This window comes from Archangium violaceum, assembly GCF_016887565.1.
GTDB lineage: Bacteria > Myxococcota > Myxococcia > Myxococcales > Myxococcaceae > Archangium > Archangium violaceum_B.
Window position 1 is genome coordinate 7,180,545 of sequence record NZ_CP069396.1, and the last position, 19,468, is coordinate 7,200,012.

Consider the following 19,468-nt stretch of genomic DNA (forward strand, 5'->3'; position numbering starts at 1 on the left):
AGTTCACCCCTGCCCCTGATTCTGCTTCTCCAGCAGGATCTTCTTCGCGAGCGCCTCGATGGTCGAAAACTCGATCAGCCAGGCGGGAGAGATCTCAATGCCGACCACCTTTTCCATGCGGGTGGCGAGCTGGGTACCCGTGATGGAGTCCAGGCCGTAGTCCTGGAAGCTCTCGTTCTCGTCGATGGAGCTCCGGTCGATCTTCAAGACCTTGGCGAGCTCGGTCATCACCAACGACTTGAGGTCTGCGTCGCCCTGTGGGGCCCGTAGTGGCTCCTGCCGAGTCCGTGGCGGCTCCTGCTGGACGCGCGGACTCTCGGAACGGACGGGCGGAGGAGCCGTTTCCGGGCGCGGGGCCACAGGCCCGACGTAGCGGTCCACCGGCGCTCCGAACAGCAGCGCGGACAGCTGTTGGACCTGACCGTCCTCCAACGCGTCGACATCGAGCTCCAGGAGGAGCTCGTCCGCGGCCTGCCGACCCTCCCTGGCGAGCCGCTCGAGCAACCTGTTGAACGCCACGTGGTTACGGGCATGTCCGTTCGAACCGTGCTCGCTCCGCTGCTCCATCCGGATCATGGGGGCATGCGAGGGAGCCTTGGCCTGGTCCTCGGCTCGAACGGGCAGCGCGGACAGGACGGTCGCCGCCGCTCCCACGCTCCGCACGAGGGCGTGGACTCCGCCCTCCGTGCTCGAGGCCCGCGCCGAGGCCGTTGTGACCTCGCCCTGAAGCCCCAGGGTGACATGCAGGGTCTTCCCCTGCCGCGTCCCCTCCTGCACGGAGGCCGTCCGCCACCGGGCGAACGCGCTCTGGAACGAGTCCGGAGTGGGGGTCGCCAGGACGAAGAACGCCAGAGGCTCACGCCGCAGGACCTCGTCGAGGTTGACGATGCGCTCCGCCGCCCCGAGAGCCTGGCGTGCACGGGACCTCAGCTCGCCCATGGCCGAGAGGGCCTTCTGGGTACCGCGCCCGTCAGGCTCGGACCTGGCGAAGAGGAGCTGCTCCTTCTTCGCCTCGAACGTCCCCGGGTCCATGACACACGGCAGCAGGCTGCTGGCGCTCGCGGTGTCCACGAGCAGGCCCCGCTCGAACAGGTCGAGCCCCTCGGAGGTGTCATTGAAGAGCAGCCCCTGTTGCCGGGCATTCGCCTCCGGGATGCCGTGCGCGCTCGAGTCACGGGAGTGGCTGCCGGTGTCCGCCCAGCCCACCCAGGCCATCGACCGGAAGCAGGGCTTCCCGCCATGGGCCTGGAACTCGGTGAAGGAGTCGACGTACGCATTGGCGATGCCGTAGTCGCTCATCCCGCGCATGAAGCCCGGAAGCTGACCGGCGGTGGAGGAGAAGCTGACGAAGAAGTCCAGGTCGTCCGCGCTCAACAACGAGCTCAGGGTGTCGAGCCCGGCGATCTTCGGCGCGAACACCTCTTCCATCCGCTTCAACGACTTGCGCACGAACGCGAACTCATCGCCCTTCGCGGCCTGCATCGCTCCGGCGCTGTGGACGACACCTCGGATGGCGCCGAGCTCCCGCCGGATGTCACCGAAGAACGCGCCCAGCCGCGCGCGGTCGTCCAGCGGGCCGGTGTAGAGCGTCACCGAGACACCGCGTCCCTCCAGCTCCAGGAACGCCTCGAGCTTCCGGCGGACGTACTCTGGAGTCGAGGAGTCGTGGACCAGGTGGGTCCAGCGCTCCTTCGGGGGCAGGGGCGTCACGCCCATCAGGACCAGCTTCGAGGCCCCACGCCTCGCGAGGAGCTTCGCGACCTCGAGGCCGATGCCGTTCGTGCCACCGGTCACCACGTAGACGCCATCTCGCCGCACCGTGAAGGCAGCCTCCGTGGCACGGCCGCCGCTGGCGTCGGGCAGCTCACGGGCCTGGAGATGGGGCGCGAACCGCTCGCCGCGCCGGTAGACGATCTCCGTCTCCTCCAACGGGACCGAGAGCTCCCGCTCGGCGATCTCCCGGAGCTTCGACCCGTCGTAGGCGTGCGCGTCGATGTCGACGCACTTCGCGGTCACATGCTTGTACTCGGAGCTGAGCATCTTGACGAGGCCCGAGAACTTCGCCCCAGCCAGGCTCATCGTCTGGCTACCGAACCGCTGCAAGCCCTTCGTGAAGTGCAGGATCGAGATGTCGGAGAACGCCCCCACCAGCTTCTGGAAGAGGTGGAGCTTGCCCAGCTTGTCGTCGTCGGCCGAACGGTCCTCCGCGTAGAGGTCCGAGAGGTCGATGACGGAGGAGATCTCCGGATGGGTCCGCAGGAGCTCCGCGACCGGCTCCTGGGCCAGCGCTCCGTTCCGGAAGTCGAAGTACCGGGCTCGCGCGTCGTCGAGTCGTTCCGACGAGACGAGGACCACCTCTCCCGTGCTCCAGGAGGAGAGCGCATCCGTGACCAGCTTCGCGCTCTGGGCATTGACGAGCACCAGGACCGTCCCCGTCGCGGGGGACCTCGAGTGGCTCACGATGGCCTTGGGCCGCCACGCCTTGTTCAGGACGCGGTACGCCCGCGACTCTTCGTCTCCAGCATGGCTGTCGGCTCCCAGGTGGAAGACGCCGTGGATCGGTCCCGTGCGCGCCCTCACCTCTTCCATGACACGCGCGAGCGCGGTCCTGTCGGACAGGTCCACCTGCTCGTAGATGACTCTTCCAGGAGCCGTCTCGCGAGCCAGACGCGCCAGCGCGCCGTCCGCGGAGGCATCACCGCCCTCGCCGAGGACGATGAGGGTCGCCTGGAAGCGGTCCAGCAGGTACTTCTCCAGGGACAACCCGAGCGCGCTCGTGCCGTGGGTGACGAGGTAGGTCCCACCCTTCTCGAGGCCGTGCCCCTCTTCCAGCGGAGGCACGTCGATCTTCTCGGAGACAGCGCGCCAGCGCTTCCCGTCCTGGTAGCGGATGGAGCGGGAGGCCCCTGCCTCGTCGTCCGACCCGCCCCCGTCCGCCAGGAGCCACTCATTCAGGACCAGCGACACCTTGTCGCCTTCGCCCATCACGCCGTCGATGGCAATGGTCGTGTAGACATGCCTCGGGTTCTCGGTGGAGACGGCTCGGGCCAGACCTGGAATGGATTCGAATTCCTGGCGCGGGTCGGAGGGCATGGTCGCGTGGACGAGATACCCGCGGACGTCCCGGTCCCAGGCAACGCGCAGGAGGCTCGTGGCGAGGGAGACGAACGAACGGACGCTCTCTTCGGCGCAGAAGAACAGCACGAGGTCGGGCAGCGCATCGTTGTCACGGAGGACGCGGAACACGTCCCCGAGCTCGCTGTCCGGGCTGAAACCGGGGCTCGAGCCCTCCGCGCTCCACTCGACGACCCGCCCGTTCCTGAGTGCCAGGGACGCCACGGAGAACGGCGTTGCGCAGTCGCTCCCTTGCAGCGCTTCGTCGATCTGGCGGAAGACGCGCCGCGCCGCGCGGTAGTCGTCCCGCGCGTCGTGCACGATCAGCACCCGCTTTCCCTTCTGGTGACGAATCCTCTCGAGCCAGTCGACGCCCTGCGTGGGCAGGGGGCTGAGCAGCCAGCCCTCCGCCAGGAACAGCGCTGGCTGCTCCTCGGCGATCGGGAGCCGCTCGGGCACTGGCACCTGCACGGGCACGGGCACGGAGACCGTCGGTTGGGCGTCCTCTCGCGAGACCGGGACCCAGTAACGGTCCTGGGCGAAGGGATAGGTCGGCAGGGAGACCCGTCGGCGCACGTGCTCCTGGTGGAGCTGGTCCCAGTCGATGACCAGTCCCCGGACCCAGAGCTCGGCCAGCTTCTCGAGCTTGCCCTTCTCGATCCACCGCTGGATGCCTTGCTTCAGGTCCGCATCCGAGCTCAGCAGGTCGATGCTGCCCTTTTCATCGCCCGTCTGCCCCAGGTAGCAGTTCTCGATCTCGGTCTCGCCCGCGACGAATGCGGCCAGCCGCTCCTTCAACTGGCGCATGTCGTGCACGACCATCGCGAGGCGATGCTTGAGAGCCTCCCTGCCTGTCTGGAGGGTGTAGGCGACGTCTCCCAGCTCGAGAGCAGCGCCCTCGTCAGACGCCTCACTCCGCCTCAGGAAGTCCAGCACCTTCCGCGCGTAGGCACGCAGGCGCTCCTCGTTGCGCGCCGAGAGCACCACCAGCTGCGGCCTCCCGTCCTCCTCCTCCGCCCTCTCCGGCCTCTGCTCGATGTACTCCTCGATGATGACGTGCGCGTTGGAGCCTCCCGCTCCGAACGAGCTGATTCCCGCCACCCTCGGCCTCTCCCTTCCCTCCACCACCGGCCTCTTCCACTCCCCCAGCTCCCTCTGCACACGGAACGGCGTCTTCGTGAAGTCGATGTTCGGGTTGAGCTCCTGCGAGTGGATGGACGGCACCAGCTGCCCGTACTTGAGTTGCAGCAGCACCTTCGTCACTCCCGCCACTCCCGCCGCCGACTCGCAGTGCCCTATGTTCGACTTCACAGACCCTATGGCGCACAGCGGCCCTCCCTCTCCCCTGCCCTCGTACGCCTTCGTCAGCCCGCTTATCTCTATCGGGTCTCCCAGGCTCGTCCCCGTCCCGTGCGCCTCCACGTAGCTGAGCGTCCTCACGTCCACCTGCGCCTGCTCCAGCGCCTGGCGGATGACCGCCGTCTGCGCCTGCGGGTTGGGCACCGTGTACCCGTTCGTCTTCCCTCCGTGGTTGATGGCCGTCGCCTTGATGACCCCGTAGATGTGGTCTCCGTCCCTCACCGCGTCTTCCAGCGGCTTGAGCACGACGCACCCCACTCCCTCTCCGGGCACGTACCCGTCCCCTCCCCGCCCGAAGCTCTCGCACTTGCCGTGCGTCGAGATGAACTTGCCCTGGCTGAGCAGGATGTACTTGTTGGGGTGGATGCTCACGTTCACCCCTCCGGCGATGGCCATGCGGCACTGTCCCTGCCGCAGGCTCTGACACGCCAGGTGGATGGTCGTCAGCGACGAGGAGCACATCGTATCCACGGCCATGCTCGGGCCATGGAAGTTGCAGAAGTAGGAGACACGGTTGGCGATGCCCGAGGGGTTGCCCGTCAGTCCCAGCGGGTTGCCCTTGAGCAGCTCCTGCACTCCGTAGAACTGGTACTCCTCGTACATCACCCCCACGTACACGCCGACGTTCTTCTGCGGCGCGGAGGCGCTGTCCGCCAGACGCTCACGGGTGTAGCCAGCGTCCTCCATCGCCTCCCACGCGCACTGCAGGAACAGCCGCTCCTGCGGATCCATCACCTCCGCTTCACGTGGCGAGATGTTGAAGAACAGCGGGTCGAACTTGTCGACGTCGTCGATGAATCCTCCCCACTTGCCGTGGATCTTCCCTTCCTTGCTCTTGTCCAGGTCGAAGTAGGGGCGGTAGTCCCAGCGCTCCCGGGGAACCTCCGTGACGCAGTCGCGTCCGGCCTTCAGGTTGTCCCAGAAGGCCGCCAGGTCCCTGGCCTGGGGATAGCGCCCACTCACTCCGATGATGGCGATATCCAGCGCTCCTCCTCGCTGCACCTCCGGCGTCTTCGCCGCCAACCCACCGAGGCGGCGGCGCGGGCGACCCGCCTGACGCGACAGGCCCACGGGCTCACGCTTCTTCACCACTGGAGCGACGGGCTGTGCATTCGCGGTCGCGCCGATCCCCAGGAGCGACATCAACTTCTCCCGGTAGCTCTCGACGAAGTAGGAGCCCAGCTCGTCCAGGGTCTGGAACTCGAAGAACAGGGTCTTGGACAGGGGACCGAAGACCTTCTCGAGCTCGTTGCTCAGGCTCATCACCATCACGGAGTCGATGCCGTACTTCTCCAGCGGCGCCTTCTCATCGATCCGATGGCTCGGCAGCTTCAGCACCTGTGAGAGCTGCCGCTTGAGGTACTCGATGGTCTTTTCCTTCAGCATGTCTTCTGCCCCCGCGACTTCCGTCGTGGGCGGTGGAGTCACGGGAACGGGCTCCTCGATGCGGACGTCTTCAACGGCCGCGGCAGAGGAGGCAGAGGACAACAGGGTTTCCTGAAGACGGCTGAGCTCGCCTTGAACGGCGATGAGGTGGGGGTGAGGCAGGGCCATGGCCACGTCGAAGGCACGCAGTCCTATCTCCGTCTCCATCGGCACCATTCCGCTGGTGCGCTCCATCGCCTCCCTGGCCTGCTCCTCCATCCTCATTCCCCCCTCCCTCCACAGCGGCCAGCCCACCGACACCGTCCTGCCCTTCCTCTTCCCCTCCCTCACCTGCCCCTGCCGGTACTCCGCGTACGCGTCCAGGAACGCATTGGCTCCCGCGTAGTCCGCCTGCCCCGCGCTCCCCATCGCCCCCGCCAACGACGAGAAGAGCACCACGAAGTCCAGCTCCTCCTCCCTCGTCGCTTCCTCCAGGTTCAGCAGCCCCTTCACCTTCGGCGCGAACACCGCCTCTATCTGCCCCTCTTCCTTCTTCACCACGTACGCGTCCTGAATCACACCCGCGCTGTGGATGACTCCCTTCACCCCTCCGTACTCCGCCCTCAACTTCTCCACCGCTCCCGCCACCGCCCCCCTGTCCCCCAGGTCCACCGCCACGTACGTGAACGTCGCGTGCGGCTGCTGCCTCCTCAGCTCCTCGAGCGCCGCCGTCTTCGTCTCGTCCAGCGCCGAGCGCCCGCTGAGCACCACCTTCACGCCCTTCGTCTGGCCCAGGTGCCGGGCGAAGTGCAGCCCCAGCCCTCCCATCCCTCCCGTAATCCAGTACACCCCTCCCGGCTTCACGTACTGCCCCAGTTCCTCCACCTGGGCTCCGGGGCCCACCTCCACCAGCTGCCGCTCCTCCCTCCTCCCGTCCTCCCCGTAGCGCACCTCCACCGCACCTGCCGCCGCCCCCAGCTCCTGCTCGATGAGCTGGCGCAGCCTTTCCGTGTCCGCCCTCTCCAGCCCCGCCACCGCCACCAGCCGCCCTTGCAGCTTCGGGTTCTCCCATCCCGCCGTCTTCAGCAACCCCGCCACGGGTGCGTAGCGGAACCACTGCTCGTCCCACGGCACCACCACCACCACCTTCTGCGTGCGCTTGGGCCGGCCCTGCAGCAGCTCCTTCACCCTCTGGAATACCCAGCGGAACGTGCCCTCCGTCTCCTCGCTCTGCTCGGCTCCCGCGAACCCAGGCACCGCCTCCACCCTCACGTCCAGTGCTGCTTCCAGCCCCGCCCTGACCCTCTCCTCCCCTCCCGCCAGCAGCACCACCGCCTCCGCCTCCCCAGAGGACGCAGCGCTCGCCTCCAGCCTGCTCTCCTTCCACTGGCTCGTGGCGTACAGCACCTCGTTCTTTCGCCCTCCCTCCGGCCTCGGCTCCGCCGCCTTGCGCAGCGTCAGCCCCTGGATCGCCACGCACACCTCTCCCGCCTCGCTCACCAGGTCGATGTCGTAGCGGGCAATCCCCCTCTCTCCCTTGCCGCTGCTCCTCCGCGCGTACGCATGACTCCTGGCCGGAGTCCGCTGGAACACCTCCACCGCCTCCACCGCGAACGGCAGCCAGGCCCCTCCCTCACCCATCCCCAGCCCCGCGGACGTCTGCAACGCCGCGTCCATCACGCTCGGGTGCAGCACGTACTGCTCCGCCTCCCCGCTGATGTCCTCCGGCAACTGGATGCTCGCCAGCGCCTCCGTCCCATTGAAGCGAAGCTCCTGAATCGTCTGGAACGTCGCGCCGTACTCCAACCCCTGCTGCCTCAGCCCCCGGTAGAACTCCTCCTTCGCCAACACCGAGTCGCAGCGGCCCTTCACTCCCGTGAGGTCCACCCGCCTCGCCTGCCGGACTCCTTCACCCTCCGCCCCCTCGCCCAACACGAGCCGGCCCTGGCTGTGCAGCTGCTCCTCGAGCTGCGCGTCTCCTTCGCCCGAGGCACCACTCCGGACCTCGAAGCCGACCTCCGTGTCCGTCTCGGGATACAGACGGATGGTCACCTCCTGTGCCTTGCCGTTGACCACCACCGGTTGCGCCCACACGAGGTCCTTCAGGCTGAGCACCTGACTCCTGCCTGCCACGGCTCCGGCCGCACGTGCCATCTCCAGGTATCCCACCGCCGGCAGCACCCGCTGCCCCCGCACCCGGTGGTCCTCCAGGAAGAACTCCTCTCCCGTGAACACCGACGTGAACTGCTGATCCCACAGGTCGGAGGTGTTCTCGCCCAGGAGCGGATGCAGCTTCGACGGCCGCGCCGTCACCAGCGTCCCCGTGGTCTGCGGCACCCAGTACCGCTCCTCCGCGAACGGATAGGTCGGCAGCGACAGGCGGCGCGGCTTCTGCTCCCCGTACAGCAGGGTCCAATCGACCGCCATCCCGCGGGCCCAGAGCTCCGCGAGCTTCGCGAGCTTTCCCTTCGCCGCCCACGTGTTGATGAGCTCCTTGAAGTCTCCATCCGAGCCCAAGGACATCACGCCATCCTTGTTCTCGTTGACCCTGCCCTGGAAGCAGTCCTCGATATCCCTCTCACCCGAGGCGAACGCCGCCAACCTGGCCTCGAGCTCGAGCGGCTCCCGAACCAGGAACGCCACGCGATGCTCCATCGCCTCGCGCCCAACCTGGAGGGTGTAGGCCAGCTCCTCGAGCCGGTATTCGGCGCGCTTGACGAAATCGAGCATCCTCCGCGCGTAGGCACGCAGGCGCTCCTCGTTGCGCGCCGAGAGCACCACCAGCTGCGGCCTCCCGTCCTCCTCCTCCTCCGCCCTCTCCGGCCTCTGCTCGATGTACTCCTCGATGATGACGTGCGCGTTGGAGCCTCCCGCTCCGAACGAGCTGATTCCCGCCACCCTCGGCCTCTCCCTTCCCTCCACCACCGGCCTCTTCCACTCCCCCAGCTCCCTCTGCACACGGAACGGCGTCTTCGTGAAGTCGATGTTCGGGTTGAGCTCCTGCGAGTGGATGGACGGCACCAGCTGCCCGTACTTGAGTTGCAGCAGCACCTTCGTCACTCCCGCCACTCCCGCCGCCGACTCGCAGTGCCCTATGTTCGACTTCACAGACCCTATGGCGCACAGCGGCCCTCCCTCTCCCCTGCCCTCGTACGCCTTCGTCAGCCCGCTTATCTCTATCGGGTCTCCCAGGCTCGTCCCCGTCCCGTGCGCCTCCACGTAGCTGAGCGTCCTCACGTCCACCTGCGCCTGCTCCAGCGCCTGGCGGATGACCGCCGTCTGCGCCTGCGGGTTGGGCACCGTGTACCCGTTCGTCTTCCCTCCGTGGTTGATGGCCGTCGCCTTGATGACCCCGTAGATGTGGTCTCCGTCCCTCACCGCGTCTTCCAGCGGCTTGAGCACGACGCACCCCACTCCCTCTCCGGGCACGTACCCGTCCCCTCCCCGCCCGAAGCTCTCGCACTTGCCGTGCGTCGAGATGAACTTGCCCTGGCTGAGCAGGATGTACTTGTTGGGGTGGATGCTCACGTTCACCCCTCCGGCGATGGCCATGCGGCACTGTCCCTGCCGCAGGCTCTGACACGCCAGGTGGATGGTCGTCAGCGACGAGGAGCACATCGTATCCACGGCCATGCTCGGGCCATGGAAGTTGCAGAAGTAGGAGACACGGTTGGCGATGCCCGAGGGGTTGCCCGTCAGTCCCAGCGGGTTGCCCTTGAGCAGCTCCTGCACTCCGTAGAACTGGTACTCCTCGTACATCACCCCCACGTACACGCCGACGTTCTTCTGCGGCGCGGAGGCGCTGTCCGCCAGACGCTCACGGGTGTAGCCAGCGTCCTCCATCGCCTCCCACGCGCACTGCAGGAACAGCCGCTCCTGCGGATCCATCACCTCCGCTTCACGTGGCGAGATGTTGAAGAACAGCGGGTCGAACTTGTCGACGTCGTCGATGAATCCTCCCCACTTGCCGTGAATCTTGCCGCTCTTGCTCTTGTCCAGGTCGAAGTAGGGACGGTAGTCCCAGCGCTCCCGGGGAACCTCCGTGACGCAGTCGCGTCCGGCCTTCAAGTTGTCCCAGAAGGCCGCCAGGTCCCTGGCCTGGGGGTAACGCCCGCTCACGCCGATGATGGCGATATCCAGTGCTCCTCCTCGCTGGACCGCTGGCGCCTTCGTCTCCGGCTCACTGAAGCGACGCGGACGCGACAGACCCGCCGCCTCGCTCTTCACCGGTGGCGGAACGGGCTGCGCATTCACGGTCGCGCTGATCCCCAGGAGCGACACCAGCTTCTCCCGGTGGTTCTCGACGAAGTACGACCCCAGTTGCTCCAGGGTCTGGAACTCGAAGAACAGGGTCTTGGACAGGGGGCCGAAGACCTTCTCGAGCTCGTTGCTCAGGTTCATCACCATCAAGGAATCGATGCCGTACTTCTCCAACGGCGCCTTCTCATCGATTCGATGGCTCGGCAGCTTCAGCACCTGTGAGAGTTGCTTCTTGAGGTGCTCGAGGGTCTTCTCCTTCAACGTTTCCTCGAACCCCGCGCCTACCGTCACGCGGGATGGATTCGCCGGGAGAGACTCCTCGGAGCGGATGTCTTCCGTGACGGCCTCGGCCGCGATGGAGGCCTGAGGGCGGACGTCATCCACGGCGGCATCAGCGGCCCCAGAGACGAGGATGGGCCTCACTCGTCCGATATCGCCTTGAACGACGACGAGGTGGGAGTACGGCAGGCCCATGGCCACGTCGAAGGCACGCAGTCCTATCTCCGTCTCCATCGGCACCATTCCGCTGGTGCGCTCCATCGCCTCCCTGGCCTGCTCCTCCATCCTCATTCCCCCCTCCTTCCACAGTGGCCAGCCCACCGACACCGTCCTGCCCTTCCTCTTCCCCTCCTTCACCTGCCCCTGCCGGTACTCCGCGTACGCGTCCAGGAACGCATTGGCTCCCGCGTAGTCCGCCTGCCCCGCGCTCCCCATCGCCCCCGCCAACGACGAGAAGAGCACCACGAAGTCCAGCTCCTCCTCCCTCGTCGCTTCCTCCAGGTTCAGCAGCCCCTTCACCTTCGGCGCGAACACCGCCTCTATCTGCCCCTCTTCCTTCTTCACCACGTACGCGTCCTGAATCACACCCGCGCTGTGGATGACTCCCTTCACCCCTCCGTACTCCGCCCTCAACTTCTCCACCGCTCCCGCCACCGCCCCCCTGTCCCCCAGGTCCACCGCCACGTACGTGAACGTCGCGTGCGGCTGCTGCCTCCTCAGCTCCTCGAGCGCCGCCGTCTTCGTCTCGTCCAGCGCCGAGCGCCCGCTGAGCACCACCTTCACGCCCTTCGTCTGGCCCAGGTGCCGGGCGAAGTGCAGCCCCAGCCCTCCCATCCCTCCCGTAATCCAGTACACCCCTCCCGGCTTCACGTACTGCCCCAGTTCCTCCACCTGGGCTCCGGGGCCCACCTCCACCAGCTGCCGCTCCTCCCTCCTCCCGTCCTCCCCGTAGCGCACCTCCACCGCACCTGCCGCCGCCCCCAGCTCCTGCTCGATGAGCTGGCGCAGCCTTTCCGTGTCCGCCCTCTCCAGCCCCGCCACCGCCACCAGCCGCCCTTGCAGCTTCGGGTTCTCCCATCCCGCCGTCTTCAGCAACCCCGCCACGGGTGCGTAGCGGAACCACTGCTCGTCCCACGGCACCACCACCACCACCTTCTGCGTGCGCTTGGGCCGGCCCTGCAGCAGCTCCTTCACCCTCTGGAATACCCAGCGGAACGTGCCCTCCGTCTCCTCGCTCTGCTCGGCTCCCGCGAACCCAGGCACCGCCTCCACCCTCACGTCCAGTGCTGCTTCCAGCCCCGCCCTGACCCTCTCCTCCCCTCCCGCCAGCAGCACCACCGCCTCCGCCTCCCCAGAGGACGCAGCGCTCGCCTCCAGCCTGCTCTCCTTCCACTGGCTCGTGGCGTACAGCACCTCGTTCTTTCGCCCTCCCTCCGGCCTCGGCTCCGCCGCCTTGCGCAGCGTCAGCCCCTGGATCGCCACGCACACCTCTCCCGCCTCGCTCACCAGGTCGATGTCGTAGCGGGCAATCCCCCTCTCTCCCTTGCCGCTGCTCCTCCGCGCGTACGCATGACTCCTGGCCGGAGTCCGCTGGAACACCTCCACCGCCTCCACCGCGAACGGCAGCCAGGCCCCTCCCTCACCCATCCCCAGCCCCGCGGACGTCTGCAACGCCGCGTCCATCACGCTCGGGTGCAGCACGTACTGCTCCGCCTCCCCGCTGATGTCCTCCGGCAACTGGATGCTCGCCAGCGCCTCCGTCCCATTGAAGCGAAGCTCCTGAATCGTCTGGAACGTCGCGCCGTACTCCAACCCCTGCTGCCTCAGCCCCCGGTAGAGCTCCTCCTTCGCCAACACCGAGTCGCAGCGGCCCTTCACTCCAGTGAGGTCCACCCGCCTCGCCTGCCGTGCTCCTTGACCGTCCGCGCCATTCAGCACGAGCCGGCCCTGGCTGTGCAGTTGCTCTTCCGATCCGCTCCGGACCTCGAAGCCAACCGCCGTGTCCGTCTCGGGACGCAGGCGGATGGTCACCGACCGTGACTGGCCATTGACCACCACCGGTTGCGCCCACACGACGTCCTTCAGGCTGGCCACCTGGCTCCCGCCCGCCACGGCTCCGGCCGCGCGCGCCATCTCCAGGTACCCCACCGCGGGCAATACCCTCTGCCCCCGCACCTGGTGGTCCTCCAGAAAGAACTCCTCTCCCGTGAACACCGACGTGAACTGCTGTGCGCGCAGATCGGACGTGTTCTCGCCCAGGAGTGGGTGCAGCTTCGACGGCCGCGCCGTCACCACCACGCCCGTGGCCTCCGGCACCCAGTACCGCTCCTCCGCGAACGGGTAGGTCGGCAGCGACAGGCGGCGCGGCTTCTCCTCCCCGTACAGCACGGCCCAATCGACCGCCCCACCTCGGACCCAGTGCTCCGCGAGCTTCCTGGCGTCCTTCTGCTCCATCCACGGCGCCGCGGAGGACTTCGGCACCTCCGTCACGTGCCCGGAGTACCAGTTCTCCATGGCCCTGCCGGACACGAAGCCGGCCAGCGCGTCCCTCAGCTCGCGCAGTTCCCCGGCCTGGATCGCCAACCGATATTCCATCGGCTCACGTCCCACCTGCAGGGTGTAGGCGAGCTCCTCGAGCGAGCACCCGGCCTTCTCGACGAAGGCCAGAAGCTCCTGGGCATAGACCCGCAGCCGCTCCTCGCTCTTCGCCGACAGCGGAACCACCGCGGGCCAGCTCTCGTCATGGAGACGGCGCGTGTGCTGATGGCCTGCCTCCTCGACGTACTCCTCGAGAACGACGTGCGCGTTCACACCACCAAAACCGAAGCTGCTGACACCCGCCCGTCGCGGCAGGGTCGAGCCGTCCTCGTCCGTGAGCCGCTCCCACGGCTGTCGCTTCTGGACCAGGTAGAACGGGCTGTCGTCCAGCTTGATGTAGGGATTGACGTCGTCGCAGTGGAGGCTCCGCGGCAGCTCGCCATGCTTCATCGCCAGGAGGACCTTCATGACGCCGGCGATTCCCGCGGCCAGCTCCAGGTGCCCGATGTTGCTCTTCACGCTGCCGAGCCCGCAGTGCTTCCCCGTCGGCTGGACGCCCCACTCCTCGTACAGGGCCTGGAAGGATTTCTTGAGTCCGTTGATCTCGACCGGATCACCCAGAGGCGTCCCGGTGCCGTGCGTCTCGATGTAGGTGACGGTCCTCGGGTCGATGCCCGCCTTGCGATAGGCGTCCTTGATCAGCTCCGCCTGGGCATTGGCGTTGGGGGCGGTGAGTGACTGTCCACGCCCGCCATGATTCTCGGAGGTCGCCTTGATGACCGCGTAGATGTGGTCATTGTCCCGCTTCGCATCCCTCAGCCGCTTCAGGAAGACGATGCCGGCACCTTCGCCCCGGACATAACCGTTCGCCGATTTCGAGAACGTCTTGCACCGGCCGTCCTCGCACAGCATCCCGGCCTTGTTGAAGCTGATGTGCACTTCCGGAGACAGCAGCGTATTGACGCCGCCCGCGAGCACCTGATCGCACTCGCCGTTCTTGAGGGCCTGGACGCCCCGGTGGATCGCGACGAGCGAGCTCGAGCAGGCGGTCTCGATCGGCTCGCTCGGCCCATGGAGGTTCAGGAGGTACGAGAGCCTGTTCGGCCCCACCGACGCCACGACGGCCGTGGCGGTGTGGCCCTCGATGGAGACGCTCGTATCCATCACGCGCTGCTGATAGCCCGTACTGGCGGTGCCAACGAAGAGCCCCGTCGCCGAACCGGACAACGCCTTGGGGGAATAGCCCGCGTCCTCGATGGCCAGCCACACATGCTGCATCAAGAGGCGCTGCTGCGGATCCATCACCTCCGCTTCGCGCGGAGAGATGCCGAAGAAGAGGGGGTCGAAGCGATCGATGCCATCGATGAACCCACCCCACTTCACGTTCGACTTGTTCCGCTCCTTGCTCGGGTCGCCGTGGATCGCCTTCCAGTCCCAGCGATCGCGGGGGATCTCCGAGATGCAGTCCCGGCCGTCCCGAAGGTTCGCCCAGAACGCATCCAGGTTCTTCGCCATCGGGAAGCGCCCGCTCACGCCGATGATCGCGATGTCATCGTCCTCGCGGCTCGATGAAGCGAAGCGTTCGACGCCCGAGTGCCGGGGAGTGACGACTCCAGTCACCTCTCGCGGCGCCTCGTCCACCACGAGCCGCTGTTCCGGCCGGCCGCCACCGCCAGGTCCGCCCGAGCCGGGGCCGCCGCCGGAGTCGTCCGGTCCCTCGTCGGGATCCCCGAACCGGGCCGCCACTTCCCGCTCGTGGGTCTCGAGCAGGAAGTCCCTGAACGACGCCAGCGTCGGATGCTCGAAGAAAATCGTGGGCGCCAGCTCGATATCGAGCTCTCTGCTGGTCCTGTTGGCCAGCTCCGTCAGCGTGATCGAATCCAGGCCATAGGCGCTCATCTCCTCGTCGGGGGAGATGTCTTCCGCCTTGAGCTTCAGGATGTCACAGACACACCCCACCAGGAACCGCTCGGTGGCCTCGCCCAGGCGCTGCTTGTCGAGCGTCTTGCGCCCCGCTCCATCACGAGTCCGGGCTTCCGCCACGGACACGTTTCGCGCCGCGAGCTCACCCCGAGACGGTGGCTCCGGGGTCACGGGCCGCTTCGCCTCGGCCTGCTCCCTGGGCACCTCCAATGCCCTCGTGACGAATCCCTTGATCGCCACGCACACGTTGCCGTCCGCGTCGACGACATCGATGTCGTGCTTCTGCACGCTGTCGCCCGGCTTCGTGCCGGGGCTGTAACGGACGTAGGCGTACCCGCTCTTCGGCGTGGGGCCATGGAGCTCCACCGAGCCGATGGCGAATGGGAGTTGCGGACGCGAGGGCGAGTCGAACAACCCGCGGCTCATCGTCAGGCCGATCGTGGCCTGCAGCGCGGCATCCATGATGCTCGGATCGAGACCGAACCCGGCCACGTCCGAGCTCCTGCTCGCCGGCAGGCGCACGGTGGCGAGCGCCTCGTCACGCCCGATGGAGATCTTCGCGACGGCCTGGAAGGCCGCTCCATAGTTCAGGCCCTGCTCCCGGAACTTCTCGTAGATCCGCGCGGCCTCGATGGTGAACAGGCAGCGGTTCTCGATGGCGGAGATCTCGATCCGGCGCTTCTCCGTCGCGGGACGGGTGCCGGTCACGATCTTGCCCTGGCTGTGCACGGCACGCTCCGCGTCCCGGGCTCCCGCTCCGGGCGCGGAGCTGATCTCGTACCGGAGCTCACGGCCCTGAGGAGTCAGCCGGATCGTGACCTCCTTCGGCGTATCACCCACCTCGATCGGGCGAGACCACACGACGTTCTCGATCGCCAGGATGTCCTTCCTGCCAGCGATCGAGGCCGCGGCTCTCGCCATCTCCAGGTAGGCGACTCCAGGGAGCACCCGCCCCTGCTGGACCCGGTGATCGCTCAGGAAGAACTCCTGACCATCGAACACCGACCGGAACCGTGGTTGCTCGGAATCGGAGACGTCCTCCTGGACGAGCGGATGCCGGGGTGCCCTGGCAGGTGCCGGCTCGCGAACCACACCAGGATCCTGGAGAGCGACGGCTGGAGCCGAGAACCAGTACCGCTCCTTCGAGAAGGGATACGTCGGCAGCGAGATCTTCCTCGGCTCGAGGCCGGCATGGAGCAGCCGCCAGTCGATATCGAGTCCCTTGATCCAGAGCTCCGCGATCTTCTCGAGCTGACCGGCCTTCACCCAGCGGGTCACCGACTCCACGAACTCCGACTCGGAGGGGAAGAACTCCGTGCTCTCCACCTCGTCCCGGGCGCGCCCCTGGAAGCAGGAGTCCGGGGTTGCCTCGCCCCGAGCGAGTCGAGCGAGCTTCGCCTTCAGCTCCGCCACATCACGCACCACGAAGGCGGCGCGCTGAGACATCGCCTGACGGCCAACCTGGAGCGTGTAGGACACATCCGTGAGGTTCAGCCCCTGGCTCGACTCCACGAAGGCCAGCAACTTCTGGGCATACGCCCTGAGCCGATCCTCGTTCTTGGCGGACAGGGTGATCAGCACCGGGGAGTTGGAGAGCTCGAGCGTCCTGCGCCGGGCCTCGGTCTCCGGTGCGACATACTCCTCGAGCACGACGTGGCTGTTGTTGCCCGTCATGCCGAAGGAGCTGACACCAGCCAGTCGCGGCTTGCCGTCGCGCCGCTCCCAGTCCATGAGCTCGGTGTTGATGAAGAACGGCGAATCATCGAGCCGGATATAGGGATTCAACGCCTCGAAGTTCGGCATCCGGGGAATCTTGCGATTCTTCAGCATCAGGACGACCTTGATCAGGGACGCCAGACCCGCCGCCCCCTCCAGATGTCCGATGTGGGCCTTGGTCGAGCCGATCGCGCAGAAACCGGTCTTCGACGTGTACGGCTTCATGGCCGCCTTGAGGGCGTTGATCTCGATCGGATCGCCCAGCGGGGTTCCCGTGCCGTGAGCCTCGATGTAGCTGAGGTCCTCGGGGTTGATGCCCGCGTTCTTCCAGGCCTCCCGGAGCAGCTTCGTCTGGAGCTCGGGCCTGGGAGCGTAGGGATTGTTGGACCGTCCGACGTGGTTGATCGCCGTTCCCTTGATGACGGCGTGGATGCGGTCCCCGTCCCGGATCGCTGCGGCCAGGGGCTTGAGCAGCACCGAGACGACGCCCTCACCGGGCACGTATCCATCCGCCTTCTTGTCGAACGAGTGGCAGTGGCCGGTGGGCGACAGGGCCTGAAGCCGCGAGAAGTACACGTAGTGCAGGGGGCTGAGCAGCGCGTTCACGCCGGCCACGAGCGCCTGGTCGCACTCTCCGTTCCTGAGCGCCTGGCAGGCCAGGTGCAGCGCGGTCAGTGACGATGCACAGGCGTTGTCGAGTGGGATCGATCCGCCCTGCAGATCGAACATGTACGAGACGGTGCCCGACAGCGAGGACATCGCCGAGCTGTGGGCCTGATAATCCACCATGGAGACATGGGACCGGACGATCTCGTCCCAGTACTCCTGGAAGCAGCAGCCGACATACACGCCCGTCTTGCTGCCGATGATGCTCCGGATGGCGCCCGCGTCCTCCATCGTCTCCTGGACGGACTGCAGCAGCATCCGCAGCTGCGGATCCATCCACTCGGCGAGCCGCGGCGAGATGCCGAAGAAGACGGGATCGAACTTGTCGACGTCCTTGAGGAAGCTGCCCCACTTCGAATACGTCTTGTTGACCGCGTTCCGCTCCGTGTCGAACCACGGCCGGTGGTCCCAGTGCGACGCGGGGATCTCCTCGATCAGATCATCCGCCCGCTCCAGGTGGTGCCAGAACTCGGACAGGTTCTCGGACTGGGCGAGATACCCGCTCATGCCGATGATGGCGATCTCGTTCGAGGCCGGGAGCACCTCGTTCCGCGACGGAGCGGGCGGCTCGGTCACGGAGACCGTGTGCGAGCGCACCCCGTCCGAGCTCCTGGCCGGTGCAGCGCTGGCGACGCCGCGCCCGGAGGCCTGGAAGTAGCTCTTGAACCGGGCACCACCCGACTCGGCGAAGTGCTTCGCCAGCGCGGTGATGTTCTGATGCTCGAAGAGCAGGGTCGGGTACAGCTCGATTCCGACCTCCTTCTCGATCTCCTGGACGGTGCCGATCATGCTGCTGGATTCGACGCCCAGGTCCATGAAGTTGGTCGTCAGCGGCACCTCGTGCTTCGGCTTCCCGAGCACACGCGCCAGCTTCTCGCGCAGGTACGTCTGGATGGCCTTCTCCAGGGACGCATCGTCCCAGGCGCCCGGCGCTTCGGCGGATTCCTTCTTCGCCGAAGGCGCGGAGGCCCAGAGCCGCGAGAAGGCCTCCGCGTTCTCCGTGGCGAAGTGCTTCGACAGCGCGGCGATGTTCTGATGCTCGAAGAAGAGCGTCGGGTACAGCTCGATCCCGACCTCCTTCTCGATCTCCCGCACCGCGCCGATCATGCTGCTCGAGTCCACGCCCATGTCCATGAAGTTCAGCTGGACGGGGATCTCGTTCCTCGGCTTGTTGATGACGCGCCCGATCTTCTCCCGGAGATAGTCCTGGATGGACTTCTCCAGGGACGCGGCGTTGACCTCGCGGCGCCCCTCCACCTCCACGGCGGGACTCCGGGCCACGACCGCATCCGTGCTTCGCGGTTCCTTCGACTCGCCCCCACCCGAGAAGAGCGCCTCGCGGCTGGGCACCTTCTTCGTCGTGAAGCCCTCGAGCGCGAAGAGCAGCTCACCGTCGCGGTCGAAGAGCTTGACGTGCATCTCCGCGATCTGCTCGTTCTTCATCACGCGCTTGACGTGGCAGTAGCTCGTGCTCAGCGCGTCGGCGGTGATCTGGTTCGAGACCCTGACCCGCTTGATCATCAACGGCACGCGGTGGTCGTCGATCGGCTCGTTCCCCAGGGAGAACGTCGAGACGACGTGGCACGCGTCGAAGACACAGGGATGGATGTAGTACTCGGGCAGGCGCGCGCGCATCTGCTCGGTGATGGAGAGCTCGCCGAGAACGGCTCCATCCGCCAGACGATGGACGGTGCGGACATTGGCCAGGCTGGGGCCGTAGCTCTCCTGCCGGGAGTGCTTGTAGAAGATGTCCCCCGAGGTGCGCTCCCGGGCGGAAGCGATCGTGGCCTGGATGTCGAGCCGCTCCCCGGCCCACTCGCTGGCCGCGCCCAGCACGAAGGTGGCGGCCTGCTTCTCCCCCGCGTCGGACGGATAGCGGGTGGTGAGTGAGACCTTGTCGCCGGCACGCTCCTCCTTGACGGTCACGATGCTCGACTGCCCCGGCTTCACCACGAGCGCGTTGGAGAACATGCCGCGCTCGAGCACGACCGCGCCGCGCCCCAGGAACTGGCGCGCATGGTCGATGGCCAGGCTCAGATGGGCCACGCCCATCAACACCTGCTCGCCGAAGATCTTGTGATCCCTCAGCAGCGGCTCATCGAACACGTACTCGCGTTGGACGACACCGTCTTCTTGGGAACGCCCACCGAGCGCCTCCCTGCCGGGACCCGCGTCCAGGGGGTTGACGGCCTCTCCGAGCCAATAGCTCTTCTTCTTGAAAGCAGTGCGCGTGATTGGCTTTCGCATG

Annotated in this window: 1 protein-coding gene; it reads right to left on the minus strand. The window is 66.9% G+C overall.

Going from position 1 to position 19,468, the window contains the following annotated elements:
• Window positions 1-3: 3 nt before the first annotated feature.
• A complete protein-coding gene (locus JRI60_RS54645) occupies window positions 4-19,467 on the minus strand; it encodes an SDR family NAD(P)-dependent oxidoreductase (protein ID WP_204219056.1) in 19,464 nt (6,487 codons plus the stop codon).
• Window position 19,468 lies beyond the last annotated feature (1 nt).